Source organism: Bordetella bronchiseptica, assembly GCF_900636925.1.
GTDB lineage: Bacteria > Pseudomonadota > Gammaproteobacteria > Burkholderiales > Burkholderiaceae_B > Bordetella > Bordetella pertussis.
In genome coordinates this window covers 817,726-831,671 of sequence record NZ_LR134326.1, presented here as the reverse complement: position 1 = coordinate 831,671, position 13,946 = coordinate 817,726, and the positions used below count along the sequence as shown (strand labels likewise).

Sequence of the window (13,946 nt, the reverse complement as noted above, 5' to 3'; positions counted from 1 at the left end):
CGGCCCCTGCCGCACCCTGCCGCACCCTGCCGCACCCTGCCGCATCCTGCTTCTGCTGCGCACTGTACACACCAGCCGCCTGCAAACGAAAACGGCTGGCACAAAGCCAGCCGTTGCGAGCGGAACCGCGGCCTGTACCCGAGTCAGGTGTAGCTCGACGGTGCATTGCCTTCGAGCAAGGCCAGCCAGCCCTTGATCAGGCGATACAGCACCCATACCACCGTTGCCACCACGCCGATCCAGCCGATGAAAATCAACGTGGCGATGGCGCTGATGGCCAGCCACAGCAAGGCCCACCAGAAGGTGCGCAGCAGCCAGTCGAAATGACTTGCGTACATCGTGCCCGCGGTGTCGCCGCGCTTGACGTACATCAGCACTACGGCAGCCAGCGTGGCTATACCCAGAAAACCGCCGGTCAAAAAGCCCAGCGCGTACAGACCGTAAGCCACATGGGTAAGCGTGCGCAGATCCGGGGCACCGCCCGGCTGAAGGGTCTGGGGGTCACTCACGATTACTGCTCCATCGAATAAGTTCACAGCAATCTTACCGCAAGATGCACGCCCGCCTCGGCCGGCGTTGTTATTTGTAGACGGCGTCCTGTTCAACGCTGTTGACGGCGGTTCACTCCGTATTGACGACGACTCGCGCGCCTTGGAAGAATTGCCGCCGTGCGTGGGCAAGGCGCCTGAAAGTGCACGGCACGGCCAGGCCAGCGACACCTAATCCGCATCGCCGTGACCTCGTCCGGACATCGCTTCGGCCTTGCGTTGCCACGCCTGGGGCATCCGATGGAAGCAACGGCGAAGCGCGCGGAGCTGGCGAGCGGGTTAGCGGTGCCAGTCCCCCTTCGGGGACAGGCACCCGGCGAGGTGCAGCGGGTGCGGGCGCCTGGGCGCCTGCCCGCGGTCACGGTTGGCAGGTGCGATGCCGAGGCGAGATTCCACGGCGTGTGTCTGTCCCCGCACGGGGACTGACACGCGCTGCAGGCGGCACGGTCAGAAGCGGGGGATGTCTGCAGGTGCCAGTCCCCCTTCGGGGACAGGCACCCGGCGACGTGCGGCGGATGCGGGCGCATGGGCGCTTGTCTGCCGTCACGGTTGGCGGGTGCGATGCCGAGGCAGGACTCCACGGCGGGTGTCTGTCCCCGCACGGGGACTGACACGCGCTGCAGGCAGCACGGTCAGAAGCAGGGGATGTCTGCAGGTGCCAGTCCCCCTGCGGGGACAGGCACCCGGCGGCGTGCGGCGGATGCGGGCGCATGGGCGCCTGCCCGCGGTCACGGTTGGCGGGTGCGATGCCGAGGCTTGATTCCACGGCGGGTGTCTGTCCCCGCACGGGGACTGACACGCGCTGCAGGCAGCACGGTCAGAAGCAGGGGATGTCTGCAGGTGCCAGTCCCCCTGCGGGGACAGGCACCCGGCGGCGTGCGGCGGATGCGGGCGCATGGGCGCCTGCCCGCGGTCACGGTTGGCGGGTGCGATGCCGAGGCTTGATTCCACGGCGTGTGTCTGTCCCCGCACGGGGACTGACACACGCTGCAGGCGGCACGGTCAGAAGCGGGGGATGTCTGCAGGTGCCCGTCCCCTTGCGGGGACAGGCACCCGGCGAGGTGCGGGCGCCTGGGCGTCCCCCCAAAAACAAAACCCCGCGAGCCGTGAGGCTGCGGGGTTTTGAGCAATAAAAGCCTGACGATGACCTACTTTCACAGATGTACATCCACTATCATCGGCGCGAAGGCGTTTCACTGTCCTGTTCGGGATGGGAAGGAGTGGGACCACCTTGCTATGGTCGTCAGGCGTAACCGGCTAAGCGGTTGACGCATGGTCAACGGCTTGAATCTGGAAGAAGCACAGCGTGCGCCTGGCAGTCGATTGGGACTGGCAGCGACGCGGGTTGCGTGTGTATGTTGTGTTGGTATGAACGGCGCTGGCGCTTACTGTCCAGCGGTAATAATTAAGACTTGAGAGTTATAGGATCAAGCCTCACGGGCAATTAGTATCGGTTAGCTTAACGCATTACTGCGCTTCCACACCCGACCTATCAACGTCCTGGTCTCGAACGACCCTTCAGGGGGATCTAGTCCCCGGGATACCTAATCTTCAGACGAGTTTCCCGCTTAGATGCCTTCAGCGGTTATCTCTTCCGTACTTAGCTACCCGGCAATGCCATTGGCATGACAACCGGTACACCAGAGGTACGTCCACTCCGGTCCTCTCGTACTAGGAGCAGGCTCCGTCAAGTATCCAACGCCCACGGCAGATAGGGACCAAACTGTCTCACGACGTTTTAAACCCAGCTCACGTACCTCTTTAAATGGCGAACAGCCATACCCTTGGGACCGGCTACAGCCCCAGGATGAGATGAGCCGACATCGAGGTGCCAAACACCGCCGTCGATATGAACTCTTGGGCGGTATCAGCCTGTTATCCCCAGAGTACCTTTTATCCGTTGAGCGATGGCCCTTCCATTCAGAACCACCGGATCACTATGTCCTGCTTTCGCACCTGTTCGACTTGTCAGTCTCACAGTCAAGCACGCTTATGCCATTGCACTATCAGCACGATTTCCGACCGTACCTAGCGTACCTTCGAACTCCTCCGTTACGCTTTGGGAGGAGACCGCCCCAGTCAAACTGCCTACCATGCACTGTCCCCGATCCGGATAACGGACCAAGGTTAGAACCGCAAACAAACCAGGGTGGTATTTCAAGGATGGCTCCCTCGAATCTGGCGACTCGAGTTCTGCGCCTCCCACCTATCCTACACAGGCCGGTTCACAGTCCAATGCAAAGCTACAGTAAAGGTTCATGGGGTCTTTCCGTCTAGCCGCGGGTAGATTGCATCATCACAAACACTTCAACTTCGCTGAGTCTCAGGAGGAGACAGTGTGGCCATCGTTACGCCATTCGTGCAGGTCGGAACTTACCCGACAAGGAATTTCGCTACCTTAGGACCGTTATAGTTACGGCCGCCGTTTACCGGGGCTTCGATCAAGAGCTTGCACCCCATCACTTAACCTTCCGGCACCGGGCAGGCGTCACACCCTATACGTCGACTTTCGTCTTTGCAGAGTGCTGTGTTTTTAATAAACAGTCGCAGCCACCGATTCTCTGCGACCCCTTCATGCTCAGCGCGCAGGCGCTTCACACTACCAGGGTATACCTTCTCCCGAAGTTACGGTATCAATTTGCCGAGTTCCTTCTCCTGAGTTCTCTCAAGCGCCTTGGAATATTCATCCCGTCCACCTGTGTCGGTTTGCGGTACGGTCTCGTACAGCTGAAGCTTAGAGGCTTTTCTTGGAACCACTTCCAATCACTTCGCGAGACTTGCTCGCTCGTGCCACACCCTTGATTCTCGCGCCCGGATTTGCCTAAGCGCCATCTTCAATGCAGCAACAGGGACATCCAACACCCTGATGACCTTCCGCGATCCGTCCCCCCATCGCACTGTACGACGGTGCTGGAATATTAACCAGCTTCCCATCAGCTACGCATCTCTGCCTCGCCTTAGGGGCCGACTCACCCTGCGCCGATGAACGTTGCGCAGGAAACCTTGGACTTACGGCGAGGGGGCTTTTCACCCCCTTTATCGCTACTCATGTCAGCATTCGCACTTCTGATACCTCCAGCAGCCTTTACAAGCCACCTTCGCAGGCTTACAGAACGCTCTCCTACCGCGTGCACTAAAAGTGCACACCCGCAGCTTCGGTTTATCGCTTAGCCCCGTTACATCTTCCGCGCAGGACGACTCGATCAGTGAGCTATTACGCTTTCTTTAAAGGGTGGCTGCTTCTAAGCCAACCTCCTGACTGTCTATGCCTTCCCACTTCGTTTCCCACTTAGCGATAATTCGGGACCTTAGCTGGCGGTCTGGGTTGTTTCCCTCTTGAGTCCGGACGTTAGCACCCGGTGCTCTGTCTCCCAAGCTGTACTTGCAGGTATTCGGAGTTTGCCATGGTTTGGTAAGTCGCCATGACCCCCTAGCCATAACAGTGCTCTACCCCCTGCAGTAATACTTGAGGCACTACCTAAATAGTTTTCGGAGAGAACCAGCTATTTCCAGATTTGTTTAGCCTTTCACCCCTATCCACAGCTCATCCCCTAGTTTTTCAACACTAGTGGGTTCGGTCCTCCAGCACGTGTTACCGTGCCTTCAACCTGGCCATGGGTAGATCATCTGGTTTCGGGTCTACACCCAGCGACTGGACGCCCTATTCGGACTCGCTTTCGCTACGCCTTCCCTATTCGGTTAAGCTCGCCACTGAATGTAAGTCGCTGACCCATTATACAAAAGGTACGCCGTCACCCCATAAAGAGGCTCCGACTGTTTGTATGCATACGGTTTCAGGATCTATTTCACTCCCCTTCCGGGGTTCTTTTCGCCTTTCCCTCACGGTACTGGTTCACTATCGGTCGATCACGAGTATTTAGCCTTGGAGGATGGTCCCCCCATCTTCAGACAGGATTTCACGTGTCCCGCCCTACTTCTCTTACGCCTAGTTCCACACTCTGCATTTCGTCTACAGGGCTATCACCTGCTACGGCCGGACTTTCCATTCCGTTCGACTATGCAAAATGCTAAATCGTAAAGGCTCTTCCGATTTCGCTCGCCACTACTTTCGGAATCTCGGTTGATTTCTTTTCCTCGAGCTACTGAGATGTTTCAGTTCACCCGGTTCGCCTCCACTGGCCTATGTATTCAGCCAGGGATACCGCTTGCGCGGTGGGTTTCCCCATTCGGATATCTGCGGATCAATGCTTGTTTGCCAGCTCCCCGCAGCTTTTCGCAGGCTACTACGTCCTTCATCGCCTGTGATCGCCAAGGCATCCACCATATGCACTTAGTCGCTTGATCCTATAACACTAAAGTCTTATAGGTGCTGTTCATTCGCGCTTGTGCCGTTCATAAGTTCAAAGCACCTGACCAAACGCTTGCGCGCCCAGCCAGTTCTTGAGACTTGGAACAAAATCATGCAATCACAACCCGTATCCGTCTTCATCGACTCGCGTCGACTACTAAACGAACACTTTACGTTGTGCTTCTTCCAAATTGTTAAAGAACATATATAGCTGTCGGGCCAAAACCCAACGCTTAACACTGACTCGCAGCACTAAGCGTTGCTCTCTCGCCTTCCTGGTCTCGCCTGCCAACCCGCTCCCATCTTCAAGACGGGCTCTGGTGGAGGTGAACGGGATCGAACCGATGACATCCTGCTTGCAAAGCAGGCGCTCTCCCAGCTGAGCTACACCCCCATTTCCCTCTCAGGAAACCTTGGTGGGTCTGGTTGGATTCGAACCAACGACCCCCGCCTTATCAAGACGGTGCTCTAACCGACTGAGCTACAGACCCGCGAAACCTTTCTCTCTCGGATCAGCAGCCACCGATCCAGCAGCTATATAACAACAACCGATAAGCGTGGACACTTGACACGAGCACTCAAGCTCTTAAAGGAGGTGATCCAGCCGCACCTTCCGATACGGCTACCTTGTTACGACTTCACCCCAGTCATGAATCCTACCGTGGTAATCGCCCCCCTTGCGGTTAGGCTAACTACTTCTGGTAAAACCCACTCCCATGGTGTGACGGGCGGTGTGTACAAGACCCGGGAACGTATTCACCGCGACATGCTGATCCGCGATTACTAGCGATTCCGACTTCACGCAGTCGAGTTGCAGACTGCGATCCGGACTACGATCGGGTTTCTGGGATTGGCTCCCCCTCGCGGGTTGGCGACCCTCTGTCCCGACCATTGTATGACGTGTGAAGCCCTACCCATAAGGGCCATGAGGACTTGACGTCATCCCCACCTTCCTCCGGTTTGTCACCGGCAGTCTCATTAGAGTGCCCTTTCGTAGCAACTAATGACAAGGGTTGCGCTCGTTGCGGGACTTAACCCAACATCTCACGACACGAGCTGACGACAGCCATGCAGCACCTGTGTTCCGGTTCTCTTGCGAGCACTCCCAAATCTCTTCGGGATTCCAGACATGTCAAGGGTAGGTAAGGTTTTTCGCGTTGCATCGAATTAATCCACATCATCCACCGCTTGTGCGGGTCCCCGTCAATTCCTTTGAGTTTTAATCTTGCGACCGTACTCCCCAGGCGGTCAACTTCACGCGTTAGCTGCGCTACCAAGGCCCGAAGGCCCCAACAGCTAGTTGACATCGTTTAGGGCGTGGACTACCAGGGTATCTAATCCTGTTTGCTCCCCACGCTTTCGTGCATGAGCGTCAGTGTTATCCCAGGAGGCTGCCTTCGCCATCGGTGTTCCTCCGCATATCTACGCATTTCACTGCTACACGCGGAATTCCACCTCCCTCTGACACACTCTAGCCCGGTAGTTAAAAATGCAGTTCCAAGGTTAAGCCCTGGGATTTCACATCTTTCTTTCCGAACCGCCTGCGCACGCTTTACGCCCAGTAATTCCGATTAACGCTTGCACCCTACGTATTACCGCGGCTGCTGGCACGTAGTTAGCCGGTGCTTATTCTGCAGGTACCGTCAGTTGCACAGGATATTAGCCCGTGCCGTTTCTTTCCTGCCAAAAGTGCTTTACAACCCGAAGGCCTTCATCGCACACGCGGGATGGCTGGATCAGGGTTGCCCCCATTGTCCAAAATTCCCCACTGCTGCCTCCCGTAGGAGTCTGGGCCGTGTCTCAGTCCCAGTGTGGCTGGTCGTCCTCTCAAACCAGCTACGGATCGTCGCCTTGGTAGGCCGTTACCCCACCAACTAGCTAATCCGATATCGGCCGCTCCAATAGTGCGAGGCCCGAAGGTCCCCCGCTTTCCCCCGTAGGGCGTATGCGGTATTAGCCACGCTTTCGCGTAGTTATCCCCCGCTACTGGGCACGTTCCGATACATTACTCACCCGTTCGCCACTCGCCACCAGGCCGAAGCCCGTGCTGCCGTCCGACTTGCATGTGTAAAGCATCCCGCCAGCGTTCAATCTGAGCCAGGATCAAACTCTTCAGTTCAATCTCTGTGTGTGGACCCTGATCGAAACCAGGATCCGTATCGCTTGCTCAAAGGAAGTGAGGTTTAAAAAACCTTACTTCATTCAGTGAGCACTTGATAATGCTTTGCTTTCGATGACGACCGTAGCCGCCATCGTGCGCTCGCACCAAGTGCCCACACTTATCGGTTGTTAAATTGTTAAAGAGCGGTCTTGCCATCCGGCCTTCCGGCCGGCGCTGCGTTTTCAGCAGCAGAGAAACGAGATTATGAAGAAGTTTTTTCAGCTTGTCAAGTCGGCCTCGCCTGCTCCGCACCTGACTCACCCCCTTCCTCAAGGCCTGCGCCTCTCGCCTGGCACTTCTCGAAACCCCAGCACCCGCGCCTATCGGCATCAGGGTTAACCCTTGGGTTTCGGCAACTGCCAAGCCCGAAACTATAACACGACTCTTGCAGAATTTGCAACCCAAAGGCAGCGATTCGTTAACCGTCGTGCAACAACACCTGCCAGAACCCCGGGAACCGCCACATCGGCATAATCCCGCCCGCCCCGCCCCGGTGCTGCCCGCGCCCCCTGCCCTGGCTTGCCGGCTCCCGCACCTGGGCGGAGAACCTGCAAACCGCGGGATTCGCGGTTCCGGCTTCGTCGCGCTGAAAGATCAGTGCGGCGAAGAAGCGAGACTATAGCACAGAAAAAATTCGTACGCTGGCGTTGTGACACCAATTTTGCTGGTTCGTTAATTATTTTGTGTGCCCGCCATATTTTCCCTCCGGAACGAACCGCCCCTTTTTATTTCGGACAGGCTGGATGGCGGCTGCCCGCCGCCCTTCCATGGCCCCTATATATAGAGGGCATGGTGGAACACGGCACCGTGTCCCTATATATACGGCGACCGCTATACGCGCAGCTCGGTGGTTTCCTTGATCTGCTGCAGCGCGAAGTAGGATTTCATGTCCACCACGGCCGGATGCTGCATCAGGGTGTCCATGGCGAACCGGGAGAAGTGCGCCAGGTCCGCCACCTGGATGCGCAGCAGATAGTCCATGTCCCCCGACATCGCGTAGCACTCCACCACTTCGGGCCATAATTGGACATCCCGGGCGAAGTTGCCCATTGGCGCGTGGCTGCCGCCGCTGTGCTTGTTCAGTTTGATGGTGACGTAGGCCAGCAGGCCCAGCCCGACTTTCTCGGCATCGACCAGCGCCACGTAGCGCTTGATATAGCCCTGCTCCTCCAGGCGCCGTACCCGGCGCAGGCACGGACTGGGAGAAAGCGAAACCCGCTCGGCCAGCTCCTGGTTGCTGAGCCGCCCGTCGCGCTGCAATTCGGCAAGAATTCGCCGATCTGTCCTATCCAACTCAACCCCTAGCATCATCAGCCCCAAATTTGACCAGTACGGCAATATTATTGCCGATAACAGGCTTTTTCAGGGCATATTTGCAATCGCCTGCCCGCCTTCGCTGCCTACAATCTGCGTTCTGGTTTCAAGCAAATTGATTGCACAACATACAAGGGAGAGCAGCCATGGCTGAGAATTTCCAACCCTGGGAAAATCCGATGGGTACGGCCGGTTTCGAGTTCATCGAATACACCGCCCCCGATCCTGTCGCGTTGCGCAAGGTTTTCGAACTGCTGGGCTTCAAGGCCATCGCGAAGCACCGGCACAAGGATGTGACGCTGTACCGTCAGGGCGGGGTGAACTTCCTCATCAACGCCGAACCCGATTCGTTCGCCCAACGCTTCGCGCGCCTGCACGGCCCGTCGATCTGCGCCATCGGCTTTCGCGTGCAGGACGCCAACAAAGCCTACAAGCGCGCGCTCGAACTCGGCGCGTGGGGGTTCGACTCGCATAGCGGCCCGATGGAGCTGAACATCCCGGCCATCAAGGGCATCGGCGACTCGCTCATCTATCTGGTGGACCGCTGGCGCGGCAAGCAGGGCCACGGCGGCATCGGCGACATCAGCATCTACGACGTCGACTTCGAGCCGATCGATCGCGATACCGCGCAGACCGACGTGAACCACGCCGGCGCCGGCCTGACGCTGGTCGACCACCTGACGCACAACGTGCACAAGGGCCGTATGGCCGAGTGGTCCGAGTTCTACGAGCGCCTGTTCAATTTCCGCGAGGTCCGCTACTTCGACATCGAAGGCAAGGTGACCGGCGTGAAGTCGAAGGCCATGACCTCGCCCTGCGGCAATATCCGTATCCCGATCAACGAGGAAGGCACCGAAGAGAAGGGGCAGATCCAGGAATACCTGGACCTGTACCGCGGCGAAGGCATCCAGCACATCGCGATGGCCACCGACGATATCTACCAGACGGTGGAGGCGCTGCGCCGCAACGGCGTGGTATTCCTGGATACGCCGGACACCTACTACGAACTGCTGGACCGCCGCCTGCCCGACCATGGCGAGGACGTGACGCGCCTGCGGAAGAATCGCATCCTGCTCGACGGCGCGCCCGGCGGCGGGCTGCTGCTGCAGATCTTCACGGAAAACCAGATCGGCCCGATCTTCTTCGAAATCATTCAGCGCAAGGGCAACGACGGTTTCGGCGAAGGCAACTTCAAGGCGCTGTTCGAATCGATCGAACTCGACCAGATGCGCCGAGGCGTGGTCAAGCAGGTCGACTGAGCCCTGCCTGGCGCGAGCAAGGCCCACCCTCGCGGTGGGCCTTGTCATTTCGGGCGCCGCGGCGCGCTCAGCGTGCCAGGCGGTCCTGGAACTGCTTGCGGAACTTGGCGACCTTGGGCGCGATGACGAACTGGCAATAGCCCTGCTCTGGATGCAGGGCGTAATAGTCGCGGTGATAGTCTTCGGCCGGCCAGAACTTCGCCGGCGCGAGCAGGCGGGTCACGATGGGGGCATCGAAGACCTGTTGCGCACGCAATTCGTCCATGACGGCTTGCGCCTGCTCGCGTTGCCGTTCGTCCTGCCAGAAGATGGCGGACTCGTACTGCGGCCCGACGTCATTGCCCTGGCGCCCCGGGGTGGTGGGATCATGGGTGGCGAAGAAGACCCGCAACAGATCGCCGTACGACAGCACGGCGGGGTCGAACTCGACGCGCGCCACTTCGATATGGCCGGTGTCCTTGCCGCAGACTTGTTCGTAGGTGGGATGCTCGACGTGGCCGCCGGCATAGCCGGGTTCGATGCCGGTCACGCCACGCAGGTCCTTGAAGACGGCCTCGACGCACCAGAAGCAGCCGCCCCCGAGAACGGCTGCTTCGGTGGCCGGGCCGGCCGGTTGGGATGAAGACATGGCTTTCGCTCCGGAAAGAATGCTCAGGGCTTGGCGGGCAAGGACAGGATCCACTCGGCCAGCGCATGCGCGTCGGCGTCGCTGACCTGCGGCTGGGCCGGCATGGGCACGGCGCCCCAGGCGCCGCGCCCGCCGCCACGGATCTTGCCCGCCAGATAGGCCGCGGCCTCGGACTGCCCCGCGTAGCGTTCGGATATGCTGCGCAAAGGCGGCCCCACCCGCTTGCTGTCGACCTGATGGCAGGCCATACAGTTCTTGTTGCGCGCCAGCGCCTCGCCAGCCGGCTGCGCGCCGGCGCTACCGCCGGCCAGACAGGCCAGGACCGCCCACGCGGCCAGACTACTCTTCAAATGCATCGGTTACTGCCCCACGGCTGGCGGTACAGGCCAGCTTGCCGAACTTGGCAAGCACGCCGCGCACATAGCGCGGCTTGGGCTGGGCCCAAGCCTTGCGACGAGCCGCCATTTCCTCATCGCTGATGTTGAGCTGCAGCAGCAGCTGATGGGCATCGATGGTAACCGAATCGCCCTCGCGAATCAGCGCGATCGGCCCGCCGACGAACGCCTCGGGCGCCACGTGCCCGACCACCATGCCCCAGGTGCCGCCGGAAAACCGCCCGTCGGTGATCAGGCCGACGGTTTCGCCCAACCCCTGGCCGACCAGCGCGGAAGTGGGCGCGAGCATCTCGCGCATGCCTGGACCGCCCTTGGGGCCCTCGTAGCGGATCACCACCACATCGCCATCGCGGATGCGGCGGTCCATGATGGCGGACATGGCATCGTCTTCGGAATCGAACACGCGCGCCGGGCCGGTAATGACCGGATTCTTCAACCCGGTGATCTTGGCCACGCAGCCTTCCGGCGAAAGATTGCCCTTGAGTATCGCCAGGTGCCCCTGCGGGTAGAGCGCGCGTTCGATGGGCATGATGACGTCCTGCCCGGGCGGCGGCGCATCGGGTACGTTCGCCAGCGTCTCGGCCACGGTCTTGCCGGTGATGGTGATGCAATCGCCATGCAACAGGCCGGCGTTCAGCAGGATCTTCATCACTTGTGGGATGCCGCCGGCGCGATGCAGGTCGGTCGCCACGTACTTGCCGGACGGCTTGAGATCGCAGATGACCGGCACGCGCTTGCGGATGCGCTCGAAGTCGTCGATGTTCCACGGCACTTCCGCCGCGTGGGCGATGGCGAGGAAGTGCAGCACGGCGTTGGTCGAGCCGCCCGTGGCCATGATCACCGCCACGGCGTTCTCGATGGAGGCGCGGGTGATGATGTCGCGCGGCCGCAGCTGGCGCCGCACCGCCTCGACCAGCACGCGCGCCGATTCCGCCGCCGACGCGACTTTCTCCTGGTCCTCGTTGGCCATGGTGCTGGAATGAGGCAGGCTCATCCCCATGGCCTCGAAGGCCGAGCTCATGGTGTTGGCCGTGTACATGCCGCCGCAGGAACCCGACCCGGGGATGGCGCATTGCTCGATGGCCTTGAAGTCGGTTTCGTCCATGCGGCCCATGGTGTATTCGCCGACGGCTTCGAACACCGATACGATGGTCAGGTCCTTGCCCTTGTAGTGGCCGGGCTTGATGGTGCCGCCATACACGTAGATGCCGGGCACATTCATGCGCGCGAGCGCCATCATGCCGCCGGGCATGTTCTTGTCGCATCCGCCGATGACCACCACGCCATCCATCCACTGCCCCTGCGCGGCGGTCTCGATGCAGTCGGCGATGACCTCGCGCGACACCAGCGAATACTTCATTCCTTCGGTGCCCATGGACATGCCATCGGAAATCGTCGGCGTGCCGAACACCTGGGGGTTGGCGCGGGAGACGCGGATGGCCTCGATCGCCGCGTCGGCCAGGCGCTGCAGCCCGCTGTTGCATGGAGTGATCGTGGAATGTCCGTTGGCCACGCCGATCATCGGATTCTGGAAATCCGCCTCGGTGTAGCCCAGCGCGTAGTACATGGCCCGATTGGGCGCGCGCGCCACGCCCTCGGTAATGTGACGGGAACGATTGTTGTCGGACATGGTCTTGTCTCCAGGTGCGTAGGCCCATGCCGGGCCGGCCAGATCGCTGTCGGAAGGCAGCGCTACGGAACAACACGCTCGCCGGTTATTATCGGACATCTTCTTGCGCCAGGCGGAACATGCTTCAGTACCCTCAAATCGACCCCGTAGCCCTGCGTATCGGCCCGCTCGCCATCCATTGGTATGGATTGATGTATCTGATCGGATTCGCGCTGGTCTATGCGCTCGGCCGCCGCCGCATCACGTCAGGCCATACGACCTCGATGACGGTGCGCGACCTGGAAGACCTGATTTTCTACAGCGTGCTGGGCGTGGTGCTGGGCGGGCGGCTGGGCTATGTCCTGTTCTACAAGCCCGCCCACTATCTGGCCAACCCGCTGGAGATTTTTTATCTGTGGGAAGGCGGCATGTCGTTCCACGGCGGCCTGATCGGCGTCATCGTGGTAATGCTGCTGTTCGCCCACAAGAAGCGGCTGGGCTTTTTCACCGTGAGCGATTTCATCGCGCCGCTGATTCCGCTGGGTCTGGCCGCCGGCCGCCTGGGCAATTTCATCAATGGCGAATTGTGGGGCCGGCCGACCGACGTACCCTGGGCGATGGTCTTCCCGCAATCGGGCGACGGGCTGCCGCGGCACCCGTCCCAGCTCTACGAACTGGGCCTGGAAGGCATCGTCCTGTTCGCGCTGCTGTGGTGGTATTCGAGCAAGCCCCGCGCGGCGGGGCAGGTAAGCGCCATGTTCCTGATGGGTTATGGCGCATTCCGGTTCCTGGTGGAGTTCACGCGCGAACCGGACAACTTCCTGGGGCTGCTGGCGGCCGGACTCAGCATGGGGCAATGGCTGTCGATACCCATGGTGCTGGCCGGCGCCGGCCTGTACCTGTTTACTGCAAGGCCACCGTCCCGTTGACGGCGATGCTGACGGTGACTTCGCCCGCCTCGAGGGGAGCCTCGGGGTTGGGCGCGCCGCCGCCGGCGTCCTTGGCCATCATCATCTGCGCGCCCACCGCGCGCGGGACGGGCGCCCCGCCGCTGCCGCCCAGGTCCAGCTTGATCAGGCGATAACCCGAAAAGCCGAAGGCATTGGCCGCGGCCAGCGCGCGCTCGCGAAACGCCGTGGCGGCCTGGCTGAGCAGCTTGCGCTCCTCGGCTTCGCGGCCGGCGCGCGACAGCTGGAAACTGATGTTGGTGATGGCGGTCTTGTCGCCCAGCTTGGCAGCCAGCGCCGAGGCCGCCTGGAAGTCCTTGGACTCGAGCACGACCTCGCCCTGGCCGCGCCAGTTGATGACCTTGCCCTTGGAGTTGGTATTGGGCCACACGTTGTAGCCGCCGGTGCGCACGTCGATGTTCTTGGCGCCGCGCGCGCGCTTGACGACGTCCTCGAGCGCGGCCGACAGCTTCTTGCCGGCGCCCGGCTGGTCATTGGCCTCGACCTCGGCGGACAGGGTGATGCGCACCGTATCCTGCTTGACCTCGGAAGACGCGCTCGCCTGCAGCGTCAGCTCGGGCGCGCGGCTGGCGCTGTCGGCCTGGGTCTGCGGCGCCGCCGCGGGCGGCTGCGATTGGGCAAGGACGGGCTGCGCGGCGGCCAGGGCCAGGGCGGCAGCGCATGCGGCGCCCAGCCGGGTCAGCGAAAACGCGGAATGTCGAAGCATGGTGGACCTGTGAGGGAACGTGGGGGAGGGAGAGAGACATCCGAAGGCA

8 protein-coding genes, 2 tRNA genes and 3 rRNA genes are annotated in these 13,946 nt (G+C 60.6%); 2 read left to right on the top strand and 11 right to left on the bottom strand.

The window, feature by feature from the left end; all coding sequences use genetic code 11:
* Window positions 1–143 precede the first annotated feature (143 nt).
* The 7 genes from EL288_RS03950 to EL288_RS03920 form a co-directional block, all read right to left on the bottom strand.
* Complete coding sequence (locus EL288_RS03950; protein ID WP_003814593.1) at window positions 144–536, bottom strand: DUF4870 family protein; 393 nt, start codon at window positions 534–536, stop codon at window positions 144–146.
* A 1,147-nt stretch (window positions 537–1,683) separates the two neighbouring features.
* Window positions 1,684–1,796: ribosomal RNA gene (rrf, locus tag EL288_RS03945) — 5S ribosomal RNA — on the bottom strand.
* Between the two features lie 175 nt (window positions 1,797–1,971).
* Window positions 1,972–4,853, bottom strand: a 23S ribosomal RNA gene (locus tag EL288_RS03940).
* 322 nt (window positions 4,854–5,175) lie between these two features.
* A tRNA-Ala gene (locus EL288_RS03935) sits at window positions 5,176–5,251 on the bottom strand.
* Window positions 5,252–5,271: 20 nt separating this feature from the next.
* Window positions 5,272–5,348 (bottom strand) — tRNA-Ile (locus tag EL288_RS03930).
* A gap of 97 nt (window positions 5,349–5,445) precedes the next feature.
* Window positions 5,446–6,976, bottom strand: a 16S ribosomal RNA gene (locus tag EL288_RS03925).
* The 16S, 23S and 5S rRNA genes sit together here with 2 tRNA genes alongside, the layout of an rRNA operon.
* An 873-nt stretch (window positions 6,977–7,849) precedes the next feature.
* Window positions 7,850–8,326, bottom strand: a complete 477-nt coding sequence (locus EL288_RS03920) for an Lrp/AsnC family transcriptional regulator (protein WP_003814595.1) — start codon at window positions 8,324–8,326, stop codon at window positions 7,850–7,852.
* Window positions 8,327–8,478: 152 nt separating this feature from the next.
* On the opposite strand from EL288_RS03920, the gene hppD reads away from it, so the two are divergent.
* Complete coding sequence (hppD, locus tag EL288_RS03915) at window positions 8,479–9,591, top strand: 4-hydroxyphenylpyruvate dioxygenase (RefSeq protein ID WP_003814597.1); 1,113 nt, start codon at window positions 8,479–8,481, stop codon at window positions 9,589–9,591.
* Window positions 9,592–9,658: 67 nt separating this feature from the next.
* On the opposite strand, the gene msrA is transcribed toward hppD, so the two are convergent.
* The 3 genes from msrA to ilvD are packed head-to-tail and all read right to left on the bottom strand — an operon-like array spanning window position 9,659 to window position 12,244.
* Window positions 9,659–10,219: a peptide-methionine (S)-S-oxide reductase MsrA gene (msrA, locus tag EL288_RS03910; protein ID WP_003814600.1), complete on the bottom strand. Its 561-nt coding sequence runs from the start codon at window positions 10,217–10,219 to the stop codon at window positions 9,659–9,661.
* A 23-nt stretch (window positions 10,220–10,242) separates the two neighbouring features.
* Window positions 10,243–10,575: a c-type cytochrome gene (locus EL288_RS03905; RefSeq protein WP_010929235.1), complete on the bottom strand. Its 333-nt coding sequence runs from the start codon at window positions 10,573–10,575 to the stop codon at window positions 10,243–10,245.
* On the bottom strand, window positions 10,559–12,244 hold the full coding sequence (gene ilvD / locus EL288_RS03900) for a dihydroxy-acid dehydratase (RefSeq protein ID WP_003814604.1): 1,686 nt from the start codon (window positions 12,242–12,244) through the stop codon (window positions 10,559–10,561). Before ilvD ends, EL288_RS03905 begins: the two co-directional genes overlap by 17 nt.
* 119 nt (window positions 12,245–12,363) lie before the next feature.
* Between ilvD and lgt the strand changes: the two genes are divergently transcribed.
* Window positions 12,364–13,152 (top strand): prolipoprotein diacylglyceryl transferase, encoded by a 789-nt coding sequence (gene lgt / locus EL288_RS03895; protein WP_003814606.1) that lies wholly within the window; start codon window positions 12,364–12,366, stop codon window positions 13,150–13,152.
* Here the strand turns inward: lgt and EL288_RS03890 are convergent.
* Window positions 13,127–13,897, bottom strand: a complete 771-nt coding sequence (locus tag EL288_RS03890) for an SIMPL domain-containing protein (protein ID WP_010927072.1) — start codon at window positions 13,895–13,897, stop codon at window positions 13,127–13,129. The two genes, lgt and EL288_RS03890, sit on opposite strands and share 26 nt — an antisense overlap.
* Window positions 13,898–13,946 lie beyond the last annotated feature (49 nt).

What these genes read in the sequence shown, in the direction of transcription:
- EL288_RS03920 (WP_003814595.1), bottom strand. Translation starts at nt 8,326, where the DNA reads ATGCTAGGGGTTGAGTTGGATAGGACAGATCGGCGAATTCTTGCCGAA.
- ilvD (WP_003814604.1), bottom strand. Translation starts at nt 12,244, where the DNA reads ATGTCCGACAACAATCGTTCCCGTCACATTACCGAGGGCGTGGCGCGC.
- EL288_RS03890 (WP_010927072.1), bottom strand. Translation starts at nt 13,897, where the DNA reads ATGCTTCGACATTCCGCGTTTTCGCTGACCCGGCTGGGCGCCGCATGC.
- hppD (WP_003814597.1), top strand. Translation starts at nt 8,479, where the DNA reads ATGGCTGAGAATTTCCAACCCTGGGAAAATCCGATGGGTACGGCCGGT.
- EL288_RS03905 (WP_010929235.1), bottom strand. Translation starts at nt 10,575, where the DNA reads ATGCATTTGAAGAGTAGTCTGGCCGCGTGGGCGGTCCTGGCCTGTCTG.
- lgt (WP_003814606.1), top strand. Translation starts at nt 12,364, where the DNA reads ATGCTTCAGTACCCTCAAATCGACCCCGTAGCCCTGCGTATCGGCCCG.
- msrA (WP_003814600.1), bottom strand. Translation starts at nt 10,219, where the DNA reads ATGTCTTCATCCCAACCGGCCGGCCCGGCCACCGAAGCAGCCGTTCTC.